The following is a 23,034-nucleotide window of genomic DNA, read 5'->3' on the forward strand; positions in this document are numbered from 1 at the left end:
CCGGGCATCTACGCGCCGGTACCCGGCACGCTCCCGAGCGAGCCCGCCACGTACGCGAGCGTAAGGTAGACGACGGCGCTCAGGAGCATCGTCATGACCGATAGGCCGGTGCCGGAGACCGTCTTGCCGGCGGCGCTCCGCCGCAGTGCGAGATGGCCGAGCAGCCCCCCCGCCAGTGCCGTCAGCAGCGCGGCCACCGCCGTGGACACCGCGAACGGCGTGGCGGCGGGGTCGATGTCCCCTAGCAGCAGGAACGCGAGCCCGAACGCGACCAGGGCGCTCAAGGCGGCGGTCACCAGACCGATCCCGCCCTCACGCAGCAGGCGCGATCCCAGCGACGGGCGTTCTTCGCCGGCATCGCCTTCGATCAGCTCGGCGAGCGTGCGCGACGACAGGTCCTCGGCTGTGCGCAAGAGCAGCGGCAGGATCACCACGGCCCAGCCCATGAGGAGCGTCCCCGCCCGTGCGGAGGATCCGGTGCCCTCGACAAGGCCGGCGAGCGGTACCCGCAACGATATATAGGCGAGGAAGGCAACGGCCCAGACGAGCAGCCACGCGTTGCGGCGCACCAGCCACCACCACCATCCCGCGATGCGACCGTGCTCCGCGGCGGCGCCGGTGGCGATCGCGAGGTCCTCGGCAGACTCCTCCTCGAGCACGTCCAGGGCATCGTCGACGGTGACGATACCCAGGAGGACCCCGGTCTCGTCGATGACGGGAAGGGCGAGCAGGTCGTACTTGCTCATCATCTCCGCCACGAGCTCCTGGTCGTCATCGGGATTCACGGTGATGACCTCCCGCTGGATGAGCTCGGTCACCGGCGTATCCGGCTCCGACATCACCAGGTCGCGCAGCGACACGACACCTTCGAGGCGGCGGTCGTCATCGACCACGTAGATGTAGTAGATGCTTTCGTGCTCGGCGGCGCCGGTCCGCAGATGGTCCACCACGCCCTGCACCGTCATGTCATCGGTGAGCGTGGTCACCTCGGGCGTCATGATGCCACCCGCCGTCTTCTCCCGGTAGCCCAGCAGCGAACGGATCGCCTGAGCCTCGCTCACTCCCATGAGACGCAGCAGCGCCTCGGCCTTGTCGTAGGGAAGGTCGCCGATGATGTCGGCGGCGTCATCGGGGTCCATCTCCTCCAGGATGTCCGAGGCGCGCTGGTCGCCGAGGTCGCCGATGAGGTCCGCCTGGAACTCGTCCTCGAGCTCGGCCACGGTGAGTGCGGCCTGGACGTTGTCGAGATGCTCGAACACCCGCGCGCGCTGTGAGGGGTGCAGCTGCTCGAGCACGTCGGCCACGTCGGCCGGATGCAGTTCGTGCAGGCGCTTGTGGGTGATCGACAAGCGCACGTGTGAGAGGTCGCGATCGAGCAGGTCCATGTAGTTCCAGGCGATGAGGTTCTCGGAGAGTTCTCGGCCGAGAAGGCGCATCGCGGAGGCGGCTGCACGTTCCACTGCGGGGTGAAGGCCGCGCAGGATGCCGCGGGCCCCCACCTCGGCGCCCAGAAGGCGAAGCTGGTTGCGCGATTCCGAGAGCTTGAGGTCGTTGACCCGCACGACCTTCATGCCCTGCGTGTCCACGATCTGCTTGTTGAGCAGGTCTCGCGCGAGCAGGACCTCGTCCGGCTGGAGATAACTGAAGCGGAGCGCGGCGCGTTCGGCGTTGAGCTGGACGCGTTCGTCCTCGAGCGATGCCACGAACTTGCGCCACGAGAGCATGAACGGCGTCTTGTCGGGGCCGAGGAACGCGAGCGAGGTGACGCGGGGGAACACCTCGCCGGTGGCGATGGCGATGTCGCTGATCTCGCCGATGACCTCGCCGGCGGCATCCACCACCGGCTTGCCCAGCATCTGGGTGAGATAGAACATATGGCTCCTTCCTCCCGGCACGCGGGCCGGCAGGTCGATCGTGGCGGGCCCCGGTCACCCACGACGATCGCAGGAGCCGGGACCTAGGGACTTGATGGTGTCACCGAGGTCCGTTTCTCTTGGCAACAGGTCCGACAACGAAAAGAGCCCCGCATCATCATGACGGGGGCCCTGGAGCGGCATGCGCCGCACGCGGAGCGGCATCGTATCACGGCCGCCCGCTGCTCCGTCCCTCGTCTGCGGATTTGGCACTGTCCGACGTAGGGCGCACGGCACGCCGTGCGGCGGAAAGTTCCCGCCTTTGCAGTCCCAGCCACCTTAGCCTTCGCCTTAAGCCGGCGAGGGCTGTTCTACCCATTGGCGTCTCTCGACATTTCCGGGCAGTGGCCTGTGTTCGAACAGGAGCCGCACCGTAACAGATGGAGCGCTCGTGTCGCTGTCAACGCACCGCACAGCGGTGCACGTGCATTGTAGGTCTCCGTGTGGCATGCGGCAACACCCCGCAGGACGAAGGGCCCGCACCCTCTATGGCGCGTGGACGATCATCCGGTGGCGCCACGCCACGCCCTGGCGAACTCGGCCCATCCCTCCGTGCGATCGCCTGCGGTGCGCCACACGTTGTCGCGAGGCTCACGCTCGAGACCGGCCACGACGCCGTTGCTGCCGAACGCGTTGCCCACGAGCGTCATCACGCCCACCGCATCGGCCATCTGGAGGTCGGTGGCCGAGTCGCCGATGGCCGCGGCCTGCTCGCGCGAGAGCCCCCGCCAGGCGAGGTCGAGATCGATCGCCCGCGCCTTGCACACTCCGCGCGGCACCACGTGATACGCGTGGGGCGGCATGTCGCGGCAGGTGAGTGTCCCATAGCTGCGCAGCATCCCGTTGTCCACGAGATCCAGCGGCAGCGGGAGCGTGTCGAGCACCGCTTGTCCTTTGGCCACGTCGAGACATCCGCGGAGCAGGAGCGAGACCTCGCGGTCGAGCTGCCACGGCGCGTAGTGCTCGATGCGGCCGGGGAAGGCTTCGATCAAGGTCTCGGCCGCCCGCACCTGATTGATCGCCTCGAAGGGGGAGAGCCCGGGGGCCGCCACGTCGTCCGGCCACTCGCCAAGGTCCACACGTTCCTGGAAGTCGAGACCCGTGCCGTGCACGATGATGCCGCCGGCCTCGGCGATATAGCCGTCCCAGCCAAGCAACTGTGTGAGCTCGCGGAGCTGGATGCGGCCTCGTCCCGAGATGGGGACGACCTTGAGTCCCGCGCGGTTGAGCGCCACGATCTGTTCTGCCACGACGAGCGAAGGCGACGCTGCTGCGTCGGCGAGCACGCTTCCGCCCTTGGCCACGAGCGTGCCGTCGAGGTCGGTGTACAGCACGCGTACGCGCGACAGGGCGTCTGCGGCACGGGGGTCTGTCGCGATCAGCGGGATGTCGGGTGCCACGGCGCTCCTTCCATAGGTGCCGCCCCATTGTAGGTGATGGCGCCACAGCATGGCGCCGGCCCGTTCGGCGGATGCAGTCCGTACACCGGGCCAGGGTGTGTGTAGGCGCGCCCCTCCACGGGTAACAAGTCTCACGGCCTCCCTGCGGGGCAGGGTCCCGGGGGGACGGGGGCTGTGCCGCCGTGTCCGCTCGGTCCGATGCGACCGGAGCGGAGAGGGAGGTACCGCCATGAAACACGTTCGAATACTAATCGTGGTTGCGCTCGCGCTCGCCCTTGCCGTGCAGATGACACCGGCGTTGGCCGCCAGCGGCACACCGAACACGGATCCGCCGAAGCCTGGTCCCGATCCTGGCACGGGAGAGCAAGACCCCTTCGCCGCGATGCCCAACCTGTCGTTCCCCGTGGTCGCCACCGATCACATCGAGACCTTCTACCTGAAGACCTGGACCGATCTCGACGGGGACGGCGAGTACGACGGGAACGAGTTCACGCTCACGCTCGACGCTGACGGGAACCCTATCCCGATCGAGGTCCTCGAGGTCATCAGGGAGCAGTACACGGGCGGCTATGAGGGCAACGAGGGCGAGGTCTACACCACGTATGTGATCGGTGACGACGGCGGTACCGTGGATGCCGACCTCGACGGCGTGCCCGATATGACAGAACCGATCGACATGGAGACGTGGCTCCGTTCGATGGCGCCATGGTATCCGCAGCCGACGACGACCACCTCCGACGACCCCAACCTGATCTGGAACGTCGACTACGTGAGCGCGTCCAACAGCTGGCAGGCCGACTGGGTGAAGACGGCCGACGCGGTGATGATCGACTTCATCGACTGGGGCAATCCGATGGAGAACATCAACCCGATCGTCGGGCAGCGGTTCCCCGTGGAGATCGCGCTCTATCAGAAGCTTGCCGAGCCGATGACCGCCTACAAGATGGCGTGTCTCGAGTACCCCGGAAGCAAGACCGAGCTCTTCGGCACCTCGACGCTTGACGGCAGCGGGTACACGTGGGAGTCGTACTACGCGACCGTGCTCACCAACAGGTTCTTCGCCGAGGTGTGGAACCCCGACGGGAGCATCACCAAGCTCGACATCGAGCCCGGGATCGGGCCGAGCGGCAAGATGAACTTCGCCTCGGCCGGCGGGGGCTGGATCCCCACGATGCCCGGCTGGCACCGGGTCTGGCTCCATACGAACGACCCGCTGATCAGCCTCCAGGGCGCTATCGTGAACAACGACGAGCACTACATCATGTCCACGGGCTTCCTGGCCGAGGAACTCACCAAGAACAAGCTCGAGCTGACCGGCATCGTCGGTGACAGCACCTTCATCGACGTTCTGGTGGTCAAGCCGAGCGGCGGCAAGAAGTAGCGCTGACACGGGCACGCGGACGGAGGCGCCCGCTGACCGATGTCACGCTCCGCTCACCGACCCCGGGGACCCAGCTCCCCGGGGTCGTTCTATACTTGCAGGGGTCCTCCGTCCCATCTGTCCCGCAAGGAGCTTCGCAGTGAACGACGAACCGCAGGCCCCATATCCTCAGTACAGATGCGCCCAGTGCGGCAAGGAGCTTCCGCTCACCGACGCCCGCCTTGCGGTCATGTGTGGCGATCACCGCTCGGGCGATGAGGATATCGAAGTGACCATCCGCCCCGCGCTTCCAGCCGATCGCCACGATATCGAGGACATCTGCGACCAGGCGCTCGGGGAGACCGACGTGGACACCTTCGGCCGCTCGTTCGATGTGCTCGAGCAGGAGAATCTGGTCGCCGTCTTCGAGGGCGGGCTCGCCGGCCTTCTGTCCCTTGCGGTGCATGAGGGCGATCTGGCGGTCGTGCTCCTGAGCGTGTACCCGGAGTTCCAGGGCCACGGTGTGGGGCGTGCCCTGATCGGTGCGGCGATCGACCTCGCGGCGGCGCGAGGCCTTCCGGCCGTGAAGGCCGCCATCAGCAACGACGACGTACCGTCGTTCTCCTTCTATCAGCGCCACGATTTCGTGATCGACTCCATCGCCAAGGGCCTGCTCGCCGACCGCTACGGTTCCGCGGAGCCCGGCTTCTCAGGCATACTCGTGCGTGATGAGATCAGGCTGCGCCGCTCCGTGTGCCGCGCCTGAGCCGCCGCCTCCGGAAGGAAGCCCCATGCGTCTTCGATCGTTGTCCGTCTACGCCTGCGCCATTCTCGCGCTGATGCTCCTCGCCGGCTGTTCGGCGGTCGGAGGCGAGGATGTCCCGGTCTCGACCGGTCCGGCGTTCCAGGATGTCGACCCCGACCCGATCAGGATCGGGGTGACACCGGATGGCGACGCGCTTCCGCTGTGGGTCGCCGACCGCGAAGGACTCTTCGGCGATGCGGGGGTCGAAGCCGAGATCGTCGTCTTCGAGTCGCCTACGGAACGGGACGCGGCTCTCACGAGCGGCTCGATCGACGCTTTCGTCGGCGGGATCGCCTCGGCGCTGGCGCTCGAGACCTCCGGCGTCCCGGTGGCGCTCGTGGCGACTCTCACCGATCCGGCGCGCTCAGGAGAGACGACCGGCGCCGCTCTGCCCGAAGGAGCGAGCGACGGCCTGAGCACGGATCCGGTATTCCTCGGGATCGCGGACCACTACCTCGCGCTGCCATCAGGCCTCCTGGCGTCGCGTGCGGTGCTTCAGGCGTACAACGCGGCGGTGGTCCGCATACAGGCCGATCCCGGCGGCTATCGTGATCTTCTGGCCGAGGTGGCGCGCATCGACGACGTGTCGGTGTCCACGCGCTACCTTGCGGCGGCGGCCCCGGGGAGGAGCCTCATCGAAAGCCTGCTAGCGCAGCAAGAGACGGGCGGAAACGGCTCGCCGGCACCAGGTTGCGACGATCTGGTCCTGGATATCGTGCGGTAGGTCGTCAGGTGTCGAGCATGCGCTCCACGTGCTGCCTGAGGTCGCCCGGCGAGAACGGCTTGACGAGATAATCGTTGCAGCCGAGGTCTTCGCCGTGCGCAAGATCGTCCTTCTGTGCGGCCGTGGTGAGCATCATCACGCGCACGCCCGCCGTCTCGGGCCGTTTGCGCAGGAAGCCGAGCACCTCCCACCCGTCGAGCTTGGGCATGGTGACATCGAGGAGGATGAGGTCCGGCTTGCGCTCGATCGCCGTTTCCAGCGCCTGCTCACCGTCCACGGCCTCGATCAACTCGTGGCCGAGAGAACGGAGCGCGGCCTTCACGAGCATGCGGATCTGCGCGTTGTCATCCGCGGTGAGGATCAGTCTCTGCGCCATCGTCGCGATGCCCCTCGGTCGTGGCGTCCGGCCTGTCAGTCGCGATCTCTGTGCATGATCTCGACGATCTTCGACAGCTTCGCTTCGCGGCGACCACGCTCGCGCTCGAACTCGGCCCGTTTGGCCGGATCCAGCATCGCCGCGATATGGTCGGCCACCTCGGAGGGCTTGAACGGCTTGGGGAGGTAGTCGGCAAAGGGGTCGGAGGCGATCTCGCGGTGCTGCTCCTCGAACGTTCCGGCCGCCGAGAGGAAGAGGATCGGCAGCTCCTTCGTCTCGGGGCGCTGCCGCAGCTTGTCGTGCACCTCGTGACCGGTCATCCCCGGCATCATGACGTCCAGCACCACCAGGTCGGGTTTGTGGGCGGTGATCGCGGCAAGCCCCGTAAGACCGTCCTCGGCCTCGAGGACCTCGAATCCGCGGTTGCCGAGCGCTACTGACAGAAGCTTGCGGATCGACGGCTCGTCATCGACGACCAGGACCTTCTTCATCACGGCTGGTTCCTTCCCCTCAGGTATCGAGCAGTTCGTTGACCCGCAATACCAGGTCCTTGGGCGTGAACGGCTTGCAGATGTACTGCTCGGCGCCGCGGTTCAGCCCCTCTTGCACCTCGGTCTGCTGGCTCTTGGCGGAGAGCATGATCACCGGGATGTCGGCAGTGCCTTCGTCATCCTTGAGCCTGTCTAGTACGTCATACCCGGTCATGACCGGCATCATCACATCGAGCAGTATGAGGTCGGGACGCTCGGCCCGCGCCAGCTCGAACGCTTCGCCTCCGTCCGCCGCCTCCAGGATCTCGTGCCCCCGGTTGCCGAGCGTGAAGGAGACCAGCTTGCGGATATGCGGTTCGTCGTCAGCTACGAGGATCCTGCTCACGATGTCCCACTCTCTGGAGGCGGACCTTCGACACTCTCTTCTCTGACTATCACAGACTCGATGTGCGATATGAAGTCCTCGACATCGAACGGCTTGCCTACCAGATCCGAAGCCAACTCCAGAACGTTCTCGCGCTCCCGGTCCGGTTGGAACGCCGACATGATCACCACGGGGATGTCCGCGGTTTCCGGGTCGTTCTTCAGCGCCTGGAGCACCTCGTAGCCGTCCATCACCGGCATACGGAGATCGAGCAGTATCGCGTCGGGCCGACGACGTGCAACGGCGGCCATGGCCTCCTTGCCGTTGTATGCGCCCATCACCGCGTATCCGCGCTGCTTGAGCGTGCGTGTCAGCAGGTCGACGATGTTCCGGTCGTCATCGGTGACGAGCACCAGCGGCGATGAGATGGACCCGACGAGCGTGTCGATCATGTCCATCAGGCGCGCCTTGTCGATAGGCTTCTCAAGGTAGTCGGTCGCGCCTGAGCGGGCGCTCTTGGCCTCGTCGCAGATGATCGACAGGACGACGACAGGGATGTCCTTCGTCCTGGGATCAGCCTTGAGCTCTTCCAGAAGCCGGAAGCCGGCGCCTTCTTCCACCATCACGTCGAGCGTGATGACACGCGGCTCGAACTCCACCGCGTACTCCCACGCTTCCTTGGCGTTGTACGCCTTCACGACTTCGTAGCCTCGATGGGAGAGGTAGGTGGCGATCAGATTCGCCACGTCCTCGCAGTCATCCACCACCAACACGCGCCCGCCCGGAGAGCCGAGCGGGCCTTCGAGCGACGGAGTGCGCACGTGCCTGTCCGATGCGAAGGGGAGCGTGAACCAGAACGTCGACCCCTCACCCTCCTCGCTGTCCACGCCCACCTGTCCGCCGAGGAGTTCGATGATGCTCTTGCATATCGAAAGCCCCAGACCGGTGCCCCCGATCTCGCGGGTGAGCGAGGAGTCGACACGGTAGAACTTGGTGAACAGCCGGGCCTGGTTCTCCGGTGAGATGCCGATGCCCTCATCGGAGATGGCGACCTTCACGCAGCCATCGTCGACGCTCGCTTTGATGTGGACGTCCCCGCCTTCGGGCGAGTACTTGATGGCGTTGCTGACGAAGTTGATCAGAACCTGCCCGATGCGGTCCGGATCGCCCGCGGCCTTCGGCAGGTCGTCCGGCACATCCACGTGGATGGTGCGGCCCTGCTGGTCCGTCACGGCCTTGAAGGTGTTGACCGCGCCCGCGACCCGTTCCCCCACGTCGAGTGGTTGCACCTTGAGCACGATCCGCCCGCTCTCGATGCGGGAGATGTCGAGCATGTCGTTGATGAGCTCTACCAGCCGGTCCGAGTTCTCCTTCACGATAGAGAGGAACTCCTGCTGGATCTCGTTGATCTCCCCGGCCTCGCCATCGAGGATAAGATCGATGTAGCCCTTGATCGACGTGAGCGGCGTGCGGAGCTCGTGGGAGACCGTGGAGACGAACTCGTTCTTCATCTGCATCGCTTCGCGTTCGCTGGTCACGTCCCGGATCGTCGCCACCGACCCTACGTAGCTTTCCCGGTCGTCGTACACGGGGTCCACCCGCACGTCCACGATCCGATGCTCCGGCTCCTCCATGCGCACCTCGCGCACCTGAGTACCCGCTTCGCGCACCGGGCCTGCGGGGTCTGGTGCGATGCCGAAGACCTCCCAGGTGTCGGTCTTCAGGCCTACGAGGGTCTCCGCCCCACGACCCAGGATCTTCTCCGCTGCGGGATTCACGAACGTGAGACGGTCCTCGGCGTCGAACACCAGCATGCCGTCGCTCGTGCTGAGAAGAATCGCCTCCGAGCGGCGCCGCACAGCCAGGAGCTCGGTATCGTCACGCACGGTGATCACGGTGCCGGTGCCGCCGCCGTCCTCGGTATAGGGCGCGACCGTGAACGAGTAGCTGTGCCCGGCTCGCTCGAAGGTGCTGCTCACCAGTTCCCACTCCGCAGCCGCGGACTTGAGCGCTGGAACGAATTCGGGCACGCCCAGCACGCTCGAAGGCGCCCCGACGCACTCGGTCCGCTCAAGCCCCAGCATCTCCGCCGCAGGTTCGTTGAGCACACGTACGGTGTGATCGGGCGCGACGGCTATCATGCCTTCGCGAGTGCCCGCCATCAGTGCGCGGATGTGTGAGAAACAGCGCCGGTCGTCGTTCGTGGGCATAGCAGGTCCCCTCGATGCAGGCATACCTCACCACCCCGTTATTCGCATGAGGAGAGGCGATTCCTGCCGGTGGGGACGTGCGCGGAGGATACGAGCAGCAGAGGGAGCGGCTGGTGCCGCTCCCTCTGGGCGGTCTCGTGGTGCCCCCTGGAGGATTCGAACCTCCGACACCAGGTTTAGGAAACCTGTGCTCTATCCCCTGAGCTAAGAGGGCGCGTGGTGGATTCTATCACCCCCGCGCACCTCCCTCCACGGTGACCGCGGCGGTGTGTGCGGCTCGGTGGGAAGGCCGGGGTAGAAACGAGAGCCGGGCCGCGTGTGCGGCCCGGCTCATCCCCAACGGCGCTCAGAAGGATCTCAGGCGCCGGTGAAGAGGTGACGTGGATGGATGTGGGCGGGGTCAGCTGCCTCGGCCCTCATCTCGTCTCGCCACAGGAAGTAGTAGGACAGGGCTCCGGGGATCAGGTACTGTAGGCTGATCCATGCGATCGCGGCAAGCACCAGTACGGCTGTGAATGACATCGTCTGGCACCTCCCCTCCCCACTCGGTTTCCGTCCCCGCAAGGGCGGTCGGATTCCCTCCACTGAGTGCGTACCCGCATAGAACAAATATCAAACTGCATAGGATGTGCTGATTTGAGCATACCCCGCCAGGTACATTGTGTATATTGTTACGATGTACTACTCGCTGCCGACACCCCTGTCGTGTTCCCGGATGGCTACGCGGCGGATCTTGCCGTTCACGGTCTTGGGAAGCGCGCTCACGAAGTCGATGACGCGCGGGTACTTGTAGGGCGCGGTCCGCTTCTTCACCCAGGTCTGCAGTTCTCTCACGAGCGCCTCATCGCCGACGTAGCCCTCGTTCAGCACGATCGTCGCTTTCACGGCGTAGCCGCGTACGGGATCCGGCATGCCGGTGACCGCACACTCACGTACCGCGTCGTGCTCGAGCAGCACGCTCTCCACCTCGAACGGGCCGATGCGGTAGCCGGAGCTCTTGATCACGTCGTCGTTGCGGCCCACGTACCAGTAGTGGCCGTCTTCGTCGGCCCACGCGGTGTCGCCCGTGTGGTACCAACCGTCGTGCATCGCTTCGGCCGTGCGCTTCTCGTCCCGGAAGTACTCGAGCAGGATGCCGTCGGGGCGCGGGTGGATCTTCACGACGACCTCGCCGGTCGTGCCCGGCGGGCACTCGGAGCCGCTCTCGTCCTGGATCTGCACGGTGAAGTGCGGCGACGGCTTGCCCATCGAGCCGGGCTTGGGTGTCATGCCGATCGAGTTGAAGACCAGGAGCGTGGACTCCGTCTGGCCGAATCCCTCCACCAGCGACAGTCCGGTGTGCTCGCGCCAGCCGTCGAAAAGGTCGGGGTTGAGCGCCTCGCCGGCGGTGGTGCAGTACGAGAGGCAGCTGAGGTCGTAGCCGTCCACGCCGGCCTGCATCATGAGGCGGTACATCGTGGGCGGGCAGCAGAGCGTGGAGATGCGGTGCTTCTCGATGAGCGAGAGGATCTCGGCGGGATCGAAGCGATCGAAGTCGTACGTGAAGACGCACGCCTCCATCGTCCACTGGCCGTAGTACTTGCCCCACACGGCCTTGCCCCAGCCGGTGTCGGCGATCGTGAAGTGGACTCCGCCGTCGCTCACCACGTTGTGCCAGTGCTTGGCGGTGACCGTGTGCGCCAGCGCATAGCCGCTGTCGTGGAGCACCATCTTGGGGTTGCCCGAGGTGCCCGAGGAGAAGTACAGCAGGAACGGGTCGGCAGCGAGTGTGGGGACGCGTTCCCAGCTCTCCGACGCCTCACGCACGCCGGTGTTGAAGTCGTGCCAGCCCGCGCGGGTGGCGGGAAGCGAGCAGACGCCGTCCGGACCCGAGAGTGCCGAGCCGATGCGGTTGCCCTCGGCGTCGAGCTCCTGGTCGACGAGCATGCCACCCCCGCCGTTGACGAGGATGCGCGTCTCGAGCGTGGGGCACTCGGCAGCCACCGTGTCGGCCGTGGTCGCGATGTCGCCCACCGACGTGCAGATGAGCGCCTTCACCCCTGCGCTCTGTATGCGGTAGGTGAGATCGTGCTCCTTGAGCATGAAGGTGGCGGGGATCATCACGGCGCCGAGCTTGTGGAGGGCGGTGGCCACGAACCAGAATTGGTAGTGGCGTCGCAGGATGACCATCACCATGTCGCCGCGTCCGATGCCGAGCGAGGCGAGGTAGGCGGCGGTTTTGTCGCTCCAGCGCTTCATCTCGCCGAAGGTGAAGGTGTGCTCCTCGCCCTCGGGATTGCACCAGACCATCGCGCGCCGGTCGGGCTCCGCTTCGGCGATATCGTCGACGACGTCGTAGCCGAAGTTGAAGTCCTCGGGGTAGTGCAGGCCGAAGCGGGAGAGGATCCCGTGCTCGTCGTACGTCTCCTCGACGTAGCGGAGGTTGATGTCTCGCATGAAGAGCCCTTCTCGGTCGGTGCCGGTGCCGGCGGGGACGGGGCTAGCGGGCGTCGTCGTGAAGCACGACCGCCAGGAACGTGCAGGGCTCCCCGCCGATCGCCACCATGCCGTGACCGCGGCCGGAGTCGTAGTAGACGGTGTCGCCGGGGCCGAGGTCCTCTGTGTGGTCCTCGAATGCGAAGCGGAGCCGCCCGCTGATCACGTGATCGAGCTCCTGGCCGGCGTGACGCGAGAGATGGACGGGCTCGTTCTCGGCGCCGGCGATGTAGGGCGCGGTCACCATGAACGGCTCGGCCTTCTTGTTCTTGAAGGTGGGCGCCACATGGCGGTACTCGAAGCCCTCGCGGCGCTTGATCGCCAGTCCTTCGCCCGCACGCACCACCGAGTAGCCCGTGAGGTGCGGGTTCTCGCCCGTGAGAAGCTCGATCATGTCCACGCCGAACCGCTCGGCCGCGCGGTAGAGGAAGGTGAAGGAGAGATCGGCCTCGCCGGACTCCATCGCGGCGTACTCGGCCACACTGCGGCCGGTGGCGTCGGCCATCTCCTGCATCGTGAGGTCCATGTCCTCGCGCAGTGCGCGGATCCTGCCCGCGACCTCGGCGATCCTCGGTTCCATGCGGTCCCTCCTCAGGCGGTCGGCATCCCGCGCTCACGGTCGTCGCGGTGAAGTGAGGCCATTGTAGCGGTAGGTAGAGGGGCCGGGCGCTACTCCACACCGCCGCTCGAGCCGAGCCCGAAGAACCTCTCGAAGAACTCGCCGAGCTTCCCGAGCACGCGCTGCTTCTTCTCGCCGTGGCCACCCTCTGGGCTAAAGCGCGACGCTGGCGGCAGCACCTTGGTGATCGCAGTCCCGGTGGTGCGGATCGCGCCGTCTCGGAACGCTGTCTCGATGAAGGCGCGTGTCTCATCCGGACGCAGGCCCTCGGACTCGATGATGGCAGCAAGCTCGGCCTCGCGCCGAGCCAGGATGAACGCCTGCCACTCCTCATCGATCGCGCCGCTCACCGACACCGAGTCCACGAACGCCTCGATCAGGTCCTTCTTGTTGCGCAGGCTCGGGCTGGCGTCGATCGCGCGGCTGATGGAGGCGCGGATCTCCTTGTCGGTGCCATCGCGGTGGGCCGCACGCCACTTCTCCACCAGCATGAGGATGTAGTCCACATTGATCTCGACCTGCTTGATGAGCTCGATCTCAAAGACGATATCGTCGTTTATCGACTCCTTCTCGGCCCGGCCCCGGTACTCCGCGTAGAGGTCGAGGTAGACGCTGCGGTAGTCCTGCCCCTGACGCTCGGTCAAGAGCTCGCTTCCGGCGAAGTCGTCAAAGGCCGTGAGGATGTTCTGCAGGCGCAGGATGGCGCCGAAGAGCGCGATGAACTCCTTCTGAGCGCTCTCGCCCACGACCGGTGTGCCGAGCGGGTACTTCTCGAGCAGCTCACCCACCTTCTCGGCGTACTCGGCGTAGTACTCGCGGTACGGTTTGAGCAGCACGATGCCGCATGCGTCCTTGTTGCCGAAAAGTGCGATGGCGTCGTTGGTCCGCTGCTCCAGGTCACGGAACGAGACGATGTTGCCGTAGGTCTTTACCGAGTTGAGGATGCGGTTGGTACGCGAATACGCCTGGATGAGGCCGTGCATCCGCAGGTTCTTGTCGACGAAGAGCGTGTTGAGCGTGGTGGCATCAAAGCCGGTGAGGAACATGTTCACCACGATGACCAGGTCGATCTGGCGGCCGCGCAGACGTAGCGAGAGGTCCTTGTAGTAGTTCTGGAATTTGTCGGTCGAGGTGTCAAAACTCGTGCCGAAGTGAGCGTTGTAGTCACGGATCGCATCGTCGAGGAAGTCGCGAGAGGACTGGTCGAGCGCGCCGGTCTCGAAACCCTCCTCGTCGAGATAGCCCTCGATCTCCTCGTTGGCCGCATACGAGTAGATGAGGCCCACCGTGAGCCGACGGTCGGGCGTGAGCGCCTCCTGCTGTTTCTTGAACTCGAGGTAGTAGCGCTTGGCCGCCTCGATCGACGCGGTGGCGAAGAGCGCGTTGAAGCCGCGCATCCGTTTGCCGGCAAGCGCATAGTGCTCGGCGCGCTTGGTCTTCTGGTCGAAGTGCTCGAGCGTGTAGGCAACGACCTGCTCGATGCGCTCGGGCGCCATGAGCGCACGCTCGGTGTCGATGGCGGCCACCTGCGCATCGGTGATGTGCTCCGGCAGCTTGATGGTGTTCACGTAGTCGATACGGAACGGGAGCACGTTCCTGTCGGTGATAGCATCGACGATCGTGTAGGTGTGCAGCTTCTCACCAAAGGCTTGCTCGGTGGTCTGCAGGCCCGGTCTGCCTGCCCCCGCGTTCTCGGCGAAGATCGGCGTGCCGGTGAAGCCGAAGAGGTTGTAGCGCTTGAACGCCTTGGTGATCGCCGAGTGCATCTCGCCGAACTGCGAGCGATGACACTCATCGAAGATGATCACGATGTGGCCCGAGTAGATCACGTGGCCCTTGTTGGCCGAGATGAAGTTGGAGAGCTTCTGGATCGTGGTGATGATGATCCGCGCACCGGGGTCCTCGAGCTGTTTCTTGAGCACCGCGGTCGAAGTGTTGGAGTTGGCGGCGCCTCGCTCGAAGCGGTCGTACTCGCGCATCGTCTGGTAGTCGAGGTCCTTGCGGTCCACGACGAAGAGCACCTTGTCCACGCTCGGGATGTTGGTGGCGAGTTGCGCGGCCTTGAAGCTCGTGAGCGTCTTGCCCGAGCCGGTGGTGTGCCACACGTAGCCGCCTGCGGCTAGCGTTCCGAGCTGCCGGTAGTTGGTGGAGACCTCGATCTTCTGCAGGATCCGCTCGGTGGCCACGATCTGGTACGGGCGCATCACCAGCAGCATGCGGTCTGCGGTGAGCACGCAGTACTTCGTGAGGATGTTCAACAGCGCATGCTTGGCGAAGAACGTCTTGGCAAAGGCCGTGAGCTCCTGGATCGGCCGGTTGGTGGCATCGGCCCACCACGAGGTGAACTCGAATGTGTTCGACGTCTTGCGGGTCCGCTTGGAGCCGGCCATCTCACTCAAGTGCTGCTGGCGGGTGGTGTTGGAGTAGTACTTGGTGAGCGTGCCGTTGCTGATCACGAAAAGCTGCACGTACTCGAAGAGGCCGGAGCCTGCCCAGAAGCTGTCGCGCTGGTAGCGGTCGATCTGGTTGAATGCCTCGCGGATGTCCACACCCCGGCGCTTGAGCTCGATGTGCACCATCGGCAGGCCGTTCACGAGCACGGTTACGTCGTAGCGGTTGGATCGCGCCGCGCCGCCCTCACCCTCGGCGATCTCGTACTGGTTGATGACCTGCAGCCGGTTGTTGTGGATGTTGGTCTTGTCGATGAGCGAGATGTTCTTCGTGGAGCCGTCGTCGCGTTTCAGGATCTGGACATGGTCCTCCTGGATGCGCACGGTCTTCTCGATGATGCCCTCGTTGGCGCCCGCGATCCTTTCGGTGAAGAAACGACCCCACTCACTGTCACTGAAGGTGATCGCGTTCAGCTGCTCGAGCTGCGCGCGGAGGTTGGCGATGAGCTCGGCCTCGCTCGTGATGGGCAGGTACTCGTATGCCTGCGATCCCAGGAGCCGAATGAGCTCCCGCTCGAGCGCAGCCTCAGACTGGTAGGCGGCCTCCTCGACTGCCTCCGGCACGTACTCGGCGACGACCGTGCTCTCCGCGCTCACGGCGATCGGGTCGTAGCGTGTGGTCCGGGCGTCGGTCATGCCGTTTCCTCTCCGAATCCTAGCGCTCGCAGTGCCTCCGTGAACTGTCGCACAACAAGGACCGCCTCGTTCCGTGCACGCGCGGTCTCGTCGTCCGCGCCTCCGGACGCTCTCAAGGCGGCGTAGTCGATCGCTCCCGCTCTGTCTGCAGCAGCGAAGTCACCGAGGACGCGGGCAATCGCCGAGGTGACGAATGGCTCCCGTGCGACCGGGCTTGATGCCACTGCGGAGGCAGCGGCCCCGGGGCCTCCCTGCCACCATCTGAGTACGTAGACGAGGTCATAGGCATCCTTGGCCTTGCGCCGATCCAGGTATGCGTCGGCCTTAAGCGCCACGAACGGTGCCAGATTGGTGATCTGGAACTCGACGGTCGACCGGGCACCATCGAGGAGCAGCACGTCACGCGAGATCGTGAGTGCATCGCGGAAGGCAAGTTCGACACCTCTCACGCACAGAAGCCCCACGCCGCCAGCGCCTGCGGGCGGCGTGACCTTGGGGCGGAACACCGTCCCGGGCGTAGTCTTCGCAGAGTCACCGAGCAACTCCAACACCACGAAGTCGCCGTCGACCTCCGCCGCCCAGCGCCACGAGGTGCCGTCGACACGCACGAACCCGTTCCCCTTGAGGTTGTTCTCAAGTGTGCGGTATGCCCCCTCATCCCGGCCATCGAGAGCAAGGCGGAGCGCCACGTCGACGTCTGTCGACCCCACGTGCGGCGGCTGCTCGTAGCCGTCTCCCTGGACAAGGTAGCGAGGGACCAGTCCGCCTACGAGGCACACCCTATGCCTCCACGGCTGACCGATCCCGCGCATGAGCGTACAGAGGACCCGCTCGCAGCGCTCGGTCGCAGTGTCGCTGTATCCCTCTGTCACGTGTCTCCCCCTAGAAACCGATGACGGTCTCGCGAAGATGCTCCGCCTGCTCTTCTCCCCGCGCCGGGTCTGCAAGCGCGTCTACGTACATCCTGAAGATCGAGGTGCGGTACACGCCGTTGGAGAATTGCGCCCCGACGGTGACCGCACTGCGACCACGCATCACAACGAGATTCGCTCCATCATCCGCAGGCATCGCGCCGAGCGCGCTCAAGATGAAGTCAGCGCTGTGCGGCGCGGTTACCCACACCTCGAACTTCCGTATAGCGGTCACGTGCGGGGCCACCATCTGAGCGGCAGCAACTCCGGTGAACCAGGCCTGGAGGCCGGCTTCGCCTGCCAGCCGACGCGATACCTCACGCATCGTATCCAGTGCGCCGTTGTTGAGGATGAATCCGCGTGCGACGACCTTGCGGTCGGCCACGGCATCATGCGCGTAGCGGTCGAGCAGTGCCCCGGCGTCGATCACGCGCCGCCGGGTGGCCGGGCCTGCCCCCGTGCGCTCCAGAAGCCCTACGGCTTCCAGGGCCACAACAGTATTCTGTGCGGCGCCGAGCGATGCGCGACCTTCAGTGGCCAGGTCGGCCACCTTCCACTCCCGCATGGGATCCTGCAGCAGTGCGAGGGCGACACCTCCCGCGGTACCGCTCAGGCGCAGCGCCTTCTCCTGGGCTTCGACAGGTGGCGCGGCCTCGTTCTGCAGGCGGATGAGCATGGCCGGGGCGTGGAGCCGAATCCGCAGGAGACGATCATCCATGTAGTTGGCGTCCGCCCTGTTGAGCTCGGCGAGCGCATTCTGACTGAACCGGCGACCCACGATCACTGGTAGCGTTGGTAGCGTCTCGGCACGGCGCAGCGCCTGCATGACCTGCTCGGTTCGGCCCGAACCGGCGCTCACTACTTGCAGCACGCCTTCGCCCTCAGCAACGCCCTCGAGAAGCACGGTGTCACCGACCGCGCGGAAGGCGCCTGCATCAGCCTGAGTGAGGCGGCGTGCCAGATCCTGTGCGTATGCTGCCGTGTCCATTTTCACTCCATGGTCATTTTCACTGCGCAATGAAAATAGCACAGAAGTGAAAATTGGTCGAGTGCCCACCGGGATGGCTTCGCTATGAGTCACGGACCCATTCTTCTTGCTTGGCGTCGCGCCCAACCCACTGCAGCCCCCAGTATCTTTACCAAAACGGTAAACCCATGGTATGTTTACCACATCGGTAAACTAGACGTCGTGGAGACACGTGGAGATCATCTTCGCAACGAGGAGGCTCGAGGCCTCAATGGCCTCGCACCAGGCGCGGGTCAGGGCATTCGGTGCCGAAAGGGCGAACAAGCTGAACACCCGGCTTACCCAGCTCTATGAGGCAGACCGGCTCGAAGACATGCGCAGCCTTCCTGGTCGATGCCATGAACTCCATGGCGATCGTCAGGGTCAACTGGCGGTTGATGTGACGAAGAACTACCGCCTCATCTTCAAGCCTACGGAGCAACCGCCACCGCAGAGAGATGGTGGCGGACTCGACTGGAGCACGGTCGAGGCGATCACGATCTTGGAAGTGGAGGACTACCATGGCCAATGACCGTCGCTCATGGGCGCCGGATGTTCCGGTTTCCCCCGGCGAGACCATCCGGGAGATCCTCGAAGAGCGCGCGATCTCTCAAGTGGACTTCGCCACGCGCCTGGGCAGGAGCGAGAAGTTCGTCAGCCAGCTCATCAACGGCAAGGCATCGCTCAGCTACGACACGGCAATCGAACTCGAGCGGGTTCTGGGCGTGCCCGCCAGCTTCTGGAACCGAGCGGAGGCCACCTACCGTGGGCTCCTGGCGCACCAGACGCGGCTGGCCGCATCCGAGGAGCAGGCCGAGTGGGTTCGCTCATTCCCGGTGAAGGATATGGCGGACAAGGGGCTGATCGCGCGTAAGACGAGCGCCGCTGAGCAGGCAGAAGGGCTCCTCTCCTTCTTCGGTGTCTCGTCGATCGATGCGTACCGGGACTACTGGTCGGCCGAGAGGAGACTCGCCGCACGCATGAGCACGGCGTACACCCCGGAGGTCCCAGCGATCACGGCGTGGCTACGGGCCGGCGAACGAGAGGCCGAGCTGATCGACACGGCTCCCTACGACGAGGAGCGGTTCCGCCTAGTACTTGATGAACTCAGGCACGCAACTCGACTGCTCCCGTGTGAATGGCAACCGCTGGTAGTGAGCCGCTGTGCCGAAGCAGGGGTTGCTGTGGTGTTCGTTCCTGATCTGCCGAAGACGCGCTGTCACGCGGTCAGCTGGTGGGTGAGTAAGACGCGGGCGGTCATCCAGCTCGGCTCGTTCTACAAGACCGACGACCAGGTGTGGTTCAGCCTCTTCCATGAGGCCGCGCATCTGCTGCTGGACCGAAGCCGTTCGCGGATCAGTGATCTGGACGGGGACGCCGAAACAGAGCGGAAGATGAGTGAGTTCGCCGGTAACCTGCTGATCCCAGCCGAGGCGTACGAGTCCTTCGTTTCCCAGGGTCGTCCATCTAAGGCCGAGGTCGTCGCCTTCGCGGAGCACATTGGGATCGCCGCAAGCGTCGTGGTGGGAAGGCTGCAGCACGACCGAGTCATTCCATACAACTGGATGAACGACCTCAAGACGAAGTTGGACTGGGCGGTCTATCCTCACTCCACGCCGCGGTTCTCCCAGTCGCCGTAGGAGGTTCCGTCGTCGCACTTCCATTCGCGCCGCCCGTTGCTCGACCGGCCGAGCGCGATGGCCCCCGCGGCTGAAGGGGATCCGAAGGGGATGTCCCGGGTCAGGATCCCGATATCGCCGCGCACCTGGATCGAGCCGTCCGCGATGAGCTTTCGGTGCTGCGCGCGGTACGACGCGTAGGAGCGCTCCGTGCTCTCCGCCTTGCCGGTGCCCGCCCAGACAGCTACGACCTGGGAGCCCTCAAGCAGCATGAACTCGTCGCCGATCTGCTGCGCTCGCGCATCGACGTTGTGCTTCTTGTTGGTGAGCGTGAACACCGGCGAGTCCGGGGCTGCGACTGCCGACGCGGGTGCCGCCTTGCGGACCCGGATGGCATTGACGCCGAGGACCGGCAGAACGATGTGCAGCTGGTCCAGGAAGGCCTCCATGTCCGAGATCTGCGCCTCCGAGAGCTTCCGGCCGCGCGGGTCGTTGCCGTTGGCGAGCGTCACGCGGGCCGCCTGCCTGGCGAGCTCCACCAGCCGCCACTCCAGGTAGCCCCAGTGCCCCTCGGTGAACGAATCGTCCTTGGAGGTGATGAGCACCACGCGGTCCCAGAACTCCTTCTTGGCCGAGTGGTCGCGGAACCGGTTGATGAAGTCCTCGGTGCGGCCGATGTAGCACCGCACACCGCCGAGCGCCTCCTCGTCGTCGCCGAGGAGCAGGTAGGCACCGTTGCGTTTGGCCTCTGGCCGCTTGAGGATGTCGCCGAGGTCCGAGCGCGGTCCTGCGAGCACGTGGCCGGTCCAGCCGGCTATCTCCGCAGTGGTGATCCCGCCCGGGATGCCTTCGACGAGGAAGACCTCGATGTGTTTGCCCGTCATGCAGCCGCCTCCTTGAAGGTGAGCAACCGGTCACGGTAGTACTCGTACTGCGTGCGGCGTGCGGAGAGCTCCGCCGGAAGGCCGATGGAGAGGTCGTTCACGAGGGCGTCGAAGGCGTCGAGAATTGCGACGATGCGCCGCTGCTCCCTGAGGGGTGGGACCGGGATTACCAGCCGCTTGAAGCCTTCGATGTCGATGTTCTTCTGCGCGGATTGAGTGGACGTGGCGAATATCAGGGGCTGCATGTTGAGCAGAACCTGCCCAACATATTCCTTCTCAATATCCGGCACGGCACATTCGAACGTGAAGCCAGAGTCAAGCATCCAGAACTGACCACCCACACGGCGGACGCAGTTCTCAGACATCGCGAACCGAGAGACCACCCACTCATCCTCGCGGTTGTAGGCATCGGTCTTGAAGCTCGCCCCGCCGCCACCATAGACCGGGTACACGGTCCCTGCATCCTTCGCCTTCGTGATGCGAGCGCCGAAGTTGACGCGGATGAGCTCACCCAACGGAACCCACCGGACCCCCCCCTCAGGGAAGGAGAGGAGCGAGTCTCGGTAGTGGGCATACTGACGTCGCCGGGCTTCCAGCTCCGCCTCCAGCTCCGCTTCCAGCGATGTGAACAAATCCAGTGTACGCGCGATCTCCTGCTGGATCTCAAGCGGCGGAACAGGCACCTTGTAGTCTCGAATCATCCGCAGGTTCAAGCCGCCGCGAGTGCCATCGCCGGATGACACGCTGCGCAGTTGCTGGTACTGCGTCTGCAGGAAGTAGTAGAGGTAGTCGCTGTTCACCGAGCCGTAGGGGATGATCGCGGCCAACGACTGATTCGTGCAGAGCGCGATTCGGATTCGCGCTACCTTCCCTCGTGTCTTGCCTTGACCTGCCAGGGCGATTACAACAGCACCCGGCGGAACCATCTTGGTGCTGCACGCCGCATACCCGGCCTCGGTGATGAACTTCTCAGTGTCACTTACCGTTCCCTTGTTTACCTCGCCAGACCCCATCCAGGGGATGGTTCCTCCCTCCCAATACACAGACACGCCCGAGGCTGGCGTGGCCCCTGAGTAGCATTCGGCGACGTCTCCAATCTGCCTGTGCGGCACCCCACCCGGGCACAGCTCCGCGATCAGCTCGTCGATGCGACTCACGCCTGCCCCTCCAAGTCCGCGACAATCGCGTCAATCTGCGTCCTCAGCTCAGCCTGTCGCACCACGATCTGTGCGATCTCGGCGTTCAGCGCCACGATGTCGACCTCCTCGCGCGTGTCCTCCTGCTCCACATACGAGCTCACCGCGATGTTGTACTCGTTGTCAGCGATCTCGGCGTTGGGCACCAGGCGGGCGAAGCACTCCACGTCCTCGCGTGCGGTGAACACCTCGAGGATGTGCTGCCGGTTGGCCTCGGTGAGCTTGTTCTTGTTGCCGCCTCGGACGAACTCGGCCGATGCGTCAATGAAGAGCGTGGCGTTGTCGGTCTTGGACTTCTTGAGCACGATGATGCACGTGGCGATCGTGGTGCCAAAGAACAGGTCCGGCGGCAGCTGGATCACCGTGTCGATGTAGTTGTTGTCGATGAGGTACTTGCGGATCTTGCGCTCGGTGCCGCCGCGGTAGAGCACGCCGGGGAACTCGACGATCGCGGCCGTGCCGTCCACCGCAAGCCAGCTCAGGATGTGCATCGTGAAGGCGAGGTCGGCCTTCGACTTGGGCGCGAGCACGCCTGCGGGCGCAAAGCGCGGGTCGTTGATGAGCAGCGGATTGGCGTCGCCGTCCCACCTGATGGAGTACGGCGGATTGGACACGATCGCCTCAAACGGCTCGTCATCCCAGTGCGCGGGGTCCAGCAGCGTGTCGCCGTGCGCGAGGTCGAACTGCTCGTAGTTCACGTCGTGCAGAAACATGTTGATGCGCGCGAGGTTGAACGTGGTGAGGTTGATCTCCTGGCCGAAGAACCCCTGCCGCACGTTCTCCTTGCCGAGCACCTTCGCGAACTTGAGCAGCAGCGAGCCGGAGCCGCACGCTGGGTCGTAGACCTTGTTCACCGCGGTCTTGCCCACAACCGTGATGCGCGCCAGGAGCTCACTCACTTCCTGGGGAGTGAAGAACTCGCCACCCGACTTGCCGGCACTCGACGCGTACATCGTCATGAGGTACTCGTACGCATCGCCGAACGCGTCGATGGTGTGGTCCTCGAAGCTGCCCAGGTCCAGATCGCCGATGGCGTCGAGCAGCTTCACGAGCTTCTGGTTGCGCTTGGCCACGGTGGGCCCGAGCTTGGCGCTGTTCACGTCAAGATCGTCGAAGAGACCCTTGAGGTCGTCTTCGCTCTCGGCGCCCACCGCCGAGCGCTCGATGTTGCGGAAGACGCGCTCGAGCGTCTCGTTGAGGTTCTCATCGGCCGCTGCGCGTGCACGCACGTTGGCGAAGAGCTCACTCGGCAGGATGTAGAAGCCCTTCTCGGCAACCGTCACGGCGCGGCCGAACTCGGCATCAGCGTCGGAGAGCTTCGCGTAGTCGAACCCGGTGCGCCCCGCTGCGCGCTCCTGCGCGTTCAGGTACGCGGTGAGGTTCTCAGAGATGAAGCGGTAGAAGAGGATGCCGAGCACGTAGGTCTTGAAGTCCCAGCCATCCACGGACCCGCGAAGGTCGTTGGCGACGCGCCAGATCGTCTTGTGGAGCTCGGCTCGCTGGGCTTCCTTGGTGGATGGGGCCATGGCGTCTCTTCTCCGCGTGACGGGTATGGGCACTCCTGCCATTCTACAATGAGACTATGACACCCTCTG

At 65.0% G+C, this 23,034-nt stretch carries 20 protein-coding genes, 1 tRNA gene and 1 riboswitch; of the genes, 5 read left to right on the top strand and 16 right to left on the bottom strand.

The features are described 5' to 3' along the window. Positions 1 to 8 precede the first annotated feature (8 nt). Positions 9 to 1,874: a magnesium transporter gene (locus MSB02_RS06910; RefSeq protein WP_267194499.1), complete on the bottom strand. Its 1,866-nt coding sequence runs from the start codon at positions 1,872 to 1,874 to the stop codon at positions 9 to 11. Positions 1,875 to 2,096: 222 nt separating this feature from the next. Then, positions 2,097 to 2,301: riboswitch (M-box (ykoK) riboswitch) on the bottom strand. A gap of 115 nt (positions 2,302 to 2,416) precedes the next feature. Next, on the bottom strand, positions 2,417 to 3,313 hold the full coding sequence (locus tag MSB02_RS06915) for an HAD family hydrolase (protein ID WP_267194500.1): 897 nt from the start codon (positions 3,311 to 3,313) through the stop codon (positions 2,417 to 2,419). A gap of 229 nt (positions 3,314 to 3,542) precedes the next feature. On the opposite strand from MSB02_RS06915, the gene MSB02_RS06920 reads away from it, so the two are divergent. The 3 genes from MSB02_RS06920 (at position 3,543) to MSB02_RS06930 (ending at position 6,202) form a co-directional block, all read left to right on the top strand. After that, a complete protein-coding gene (locus tag MSB02_RS06920; protein WP_267194501.1) occupies positions 3,543 to 4,694 on the top strand; it encodes a hypothetical protein in 1,152 nt (383 codons plus the stop codon). 139 nt (positions 4,695 to 4,833) lie between these two features. Then, a complete protein-coding gene (locus MSB02_RS06925) occupies positions 4,834 to 5,439 on the top strand; it encodes a GNAT family N-acetyltransferase (RefSeq protein WP_267194502.1) in 606 nt (201 codons plus the stop codon). A 25-nt stretch (positions 5,440 to 5,464) separates the two neighbouring features. After that, the gene (locus MSB02_RS06930) at positions 5,465 to 6,202 is read left to right on the top strand and encodes an ABC transporter substrate-binding protein (RefSeq protein ID WP_267194503.1); all 738 of its coding nucleotides are present in this window, start codon (positions 5,465 to 5,467) and stop codon (positions 6,200 to 6,202) included. A 4-nt stretch (positions 6,203 to 6,206) separates the two neighbouring features. On the opposite strand, the gene MSB02_RS06935 is transcribed toward MSB02_RS06930, so the two are convergent. The 11 genes from MSB02_RS06935 to MSB02_RS06985 all read right to left on the bottom strand — a co-directional run bounded on the left by MSB02_RS06935 (position 6,207) and on the right by MSB02_RS06985 (position 17,722). Next, positions 6,207 to 6,578, bottom strand: coding sequence for a response regulator (locus tag MSB02_RS06935; protein WP_267194504.1), 372 nt, complete (start codon positions 6,576 to 6,578; stop codon positions 6,207 to 6,209). Positions 6,579 to 6,613: 35 nt separating this feature from the next. Beyond that, the gene (locus MSB02_RS06940) at positions 6,614 to 7,069 is read right to left on the bottom strand and encodes a response regulator (RefSeq protein ID WP_267194645.1); all 456 of its coding nucleotides are present in this window, start codon (positions 7,067 to 7,069) and stop codon (positions 6,614 to 6,616) included. Between the two features lie 19 nt (positions 7,070 to 7,088). Beyond that, positions 7,089 to 7,454, bottom strand: a complete 366-nt coding sequence (locus MSB02_RS06945; protein ID WP_267194505.1) for a response regulator transcription factor — start codon at positions 7,452 to 7,454, stop codon at positions 7,089 to 7,091. Then, positions 7,451 to 9,643, bottom strand: coding sequence for a response regulator (locus MSB02_RS06950; protein ID WP_267194506.1), 2,193 nt, complete (start codon positions 9,641 to 9,643; stop codon positions 7,451 to 7,453). Before MSB02_RS06950 ends, MSB02_RS06945 begins: the two co-directional genes overlap by 4 nt. Positions 9,644 to 9,781: 138 nt before the next feature. Beyond that, positions 9,782 to 9,857, bottom strand: a tRNA-Arg gene (locus MSB02_RS06955). Positions 9,858 to 10,000: 143 nt separating this feature from the next. Beyond that, positions 10,001 to 10,165: a hypothetical protein gene (locus tag MSB02_RS06960; RefSeq protein WP_267194507.1), complete on the bottom strand. Its 165-nt coding sequence runs from the start codon at positions 10,163 to 10,165 to the stop codon at positions 10,001 to 10,003. Between the two features lie 159 nt (positions 10,166 to 10,324). Continuing rightward, the gene (locus MSB02_RS06965; protein ID WP_267194508.1) at positions 10,325 to 12,079 is read right to left on the bottom strand and encodes an AMP-binding protein; all 1,755 of its coding nucleotides are present in this window, start codon (positions 12,077 to 12,079) and stop codon (positions 10,325 to 10,327) included. A 43-nt stretch (positions 12,080 to 12,122) separates the two neighbouring features. Then, the gene (locus MSB02_RS06970; RefSeq protein WP_267194509.1) at positions 12,123 to 12,698 is read right to left on the bottom strand and encodes a helix-turn-helix domain-containing protein; all 576 of its coding nucleotides are present in this window, start codon (positions 12,696 to 12,698) and stop codon (positions 12,123 to 12,125) included. Positions 12,699 to 12,787: 89 nt separating this feature from the next. Beyond that, entirely contained in the window at positions 12,788 to 15,823 is a 3,036-nt protein-coding gene (locus MSB02_RS06975; protein WP_267194510.1) for a type I restriction endonuclease subunit R, read from the bottom strand. Then, positions 15,820 to 16,695: a hypothetical protein gene (locus tag MSB02_RS06980; protein ID WP_267194511.1), complete on the bottom strand. Its 876-nt coding sequence runs from the start codon at positions 16,693 to 16,695 to the stop codon at positions 15,820 to 15,822. The genes MSB02_RS06975 and MSB02_RS06980 overlap by 4 nt, the downstream gene beginning before the upstream one ends. Before the next feature lie 10 nt (positions 16,696 to 16,705). Continuing rightward, positions 16,706 to 17,722 carry a hypothetical protein gene (locus tag MSB02_RS06985; RefSeq protein WP_267194512.1) on the bottom strand — a complete coding sequence of 339 codons (1,017 nt, stop codon included), beginning with the start codon at positions 17,720 to 17,722 and terminating at the stop codon, positions 16,706 to 16,708. Positions 17,723 to 17,933: 211 nt separating this feature from the next. Here MSB02_RS06985 and MSB02_RS06990 point away from each other — a divergent pair, with 211 nt between their 5' ends. Both MSB02_RS06990 and MSB02_RS06995 read left to right on the top strand, forming a co-directional pair. Beyond that, the gene (locus MSB02_RS06990) at positions 17,934 to 18,272 is read left to right on the top strand and encodes a type II toxin-antitoxin system RelE/ParE family toxin (protein ID WP_267194513.1); all 339 of its coding nucleotides are present in this window, start codon (positions 17,934 to 17,936) and stop codon (positions 18,270 to 18,272) included. Further along, positions 18,262 to 19,380, top strand: coding sequence for an ImmA/IrrE family metallo-endopeptidase (locus tag MSB02_RS06995; protein ID WP_267194514.1), 1,119 nt, complete (start codon positions 18,262 to 18,264; stop codon positions 19,378 to 19,380). Before MSB02_RS06990 ends, MSB02_RS06995 begins: the two co-directional genes overlap by 11 nt. On the opposite strand, the gene MSB02_RS07000 is transcribed toward MSB02_RS06995, so the two are convergent. Genes MSB02_RS07000 through MSB02_RS07010 form a run of 3 tightly spaced genes read right to left on the bottom strand, consistent with a single transcriptional unit; the run spans position 19,347 to position 22,965 of the window. Then, the gene (locus MSB02_RS07000) at positions 19,347 to 20,243 is read right to left on the bottom strand and encodes a GIY-YIG nuclease family protein (RefSeq protein ID WP_267194515.1); all 897 of its coding nucleotides are present in this window, start codon (positions 20,241 to 20,243) and stop codon (positions 19,347 to 19,349) included. The two genes, MSB02_RS06995 and MSB02_RS07000, sit on opposite strands and share 34 nt — an antisense overlap. Next, positions 20,240 to 21,400 carry a restriction endonuclease subunit S gene (locus tag MSB02_RS07005; protein WP_267194516.1) on the bottom strand — a complete coding sequence of 387 codons (1,161 nt, stop codon included), beginning with the start codon at positions 21,398 to 21,400 and terminating at the stop codon, positions 20,240 to 20,242. Before MSB02_RS07005 ends, MSB02_RS07000 begins: the two co-directional genes overlap by 4 nt. Beyond that, the gene (locus tag MSB02_RS07010; protein WP_267194517.1) at positions 21,397 to 22,965 is read right to left on the bottom strand and encodes a type I restriction-modification system subunit M; all 1,569 of its coding nucleotides are present in this window, start codon (positions 22,963 to 22,965) and stop codon (positions 21,397 to 21,399) included. The genes MSB02_RS07005 and MSB02_RS07010 overlap by 4 nt, the downstream gene beginning before the upstream one ends. Positions 22,966 to 23,034 lie beyond the last annotated feature (69 nt).

The organism is Anaerosoma tenue, from assembly GCF_023161965.1.
GTDB lineage: Bacteria > Actinomycetota > Coriobacteriia > Anaerosomatales > Anaerosomataceae > Anaerosoma > Anaerosoma tenue.

What these genes read in the sequence shown, in the direction of transcription:
- MSB02_RS06910 (WP_267194499.1), bottom strand. Translation starts at nt 1,874, where the DNA reads ATGTTCTATCTCACCCAGATGCTGGGCAAGCCGGTGGTGGATGCCGCC.
- MSB02_RS06920 (WP_267194501.1), top strand. Translation starts at nt 3,543, where the DNA reads ATGAAACACGTTCGAATACTAATCGTGGTTGCGCTCGCGCTCGCCCTT.
- MSB02_RS06930 (WP_267194503.1), top strand. Translation starts at nt 5,465, where the DNA reads ATGCGTCTTCGATCGTTGTCCGTCTACGCCTGCGCCATTCTCGCGCTG.
- MSB02_RS06935 (WP_267194504.1), bottom strand. Translation starts at nt 6,578, where the DNA reads ATGGCGCAGAGACTGATCCTCACCGCGGATGACAACGCGCAGATCCGC.
- MSB02_RS06940 (WP_267194645.1), bottom strand. Translation starts at nt 7,069, where the DNA reads ATGAAGAAGGTCCTGGTCGTCGATGACGAGCCGTCGATCCGCAAGCTT.
- MSB02_RS06950 (WP_267194506.1), bottom strand. Translation starts at nt 9,643, where the DNA reads ATGCCCACGAACGACGACCGGCGCTGTTTCTCACACATCCGCGCACTG.
- MSB02_RS06960 (WP_267194507.1), bottom strand. Translation starts at nt 10,165, where the DNA reads ATGTCATTCACAGCCGTACTGGTGCTTGCCGCGATCGCATGGATCAGC.
- MSB02_RS06965 (WP_267194508.1), bottom strand. Translation starts at nt 12,079, where the DNA reads ATGCGAGACATCAACCTCCGCTACGTCGAGGAGACGTACGACGAGCAC.
- MSB02_RS06970 (WP_267194509.1), bottom strand. Translation starts at nt 12,698, where the DNA reads ATGGAACCGAGGATCGCCGAGGTCGCGGGCAGGATCCGCGCACTGCGC.
- MSB02_RS06975 (WP_267194510.1), bottom strand. Translation starts at nt 15,823, where the DNA reads ATGACCGACGCCCGGACCACACGCTACGACCCGATCGCCGTGAGCGCG.
- MSB02_RS06985 (WP_267194512.1), bottom strand. Translation starts at nt 17,722, where the DNA reads ATGGACACGGCAGCATACGCACAGGATCTGGCACGCCGCCTCACTCAG.
- MSB02_RS06995 (WP_267194514.1), top strand. Translation starts at nt 18,262, where the DNA reads ATGGCCAATGACCGTCGCTCATGGGCGCCGGATGTTCCGGTTTCCCCC.
- MSB02_RS07000 (WP_267194515.1), bottom strand. Translation starts at nt 20,243, where the DNA reads ATGACGGGCAAACACATCGAGGTCTTCCTCGTCGAAGGCATCCCGGGC.
- MSB02_RS07010 (WP_267194517.1), bottom strand. Translation starts at nt 22,965, where the DNA reads ATGGCCCCATCCACCAAGGAAGCCCAGCGAGCCGAGCTCCACAAGACG.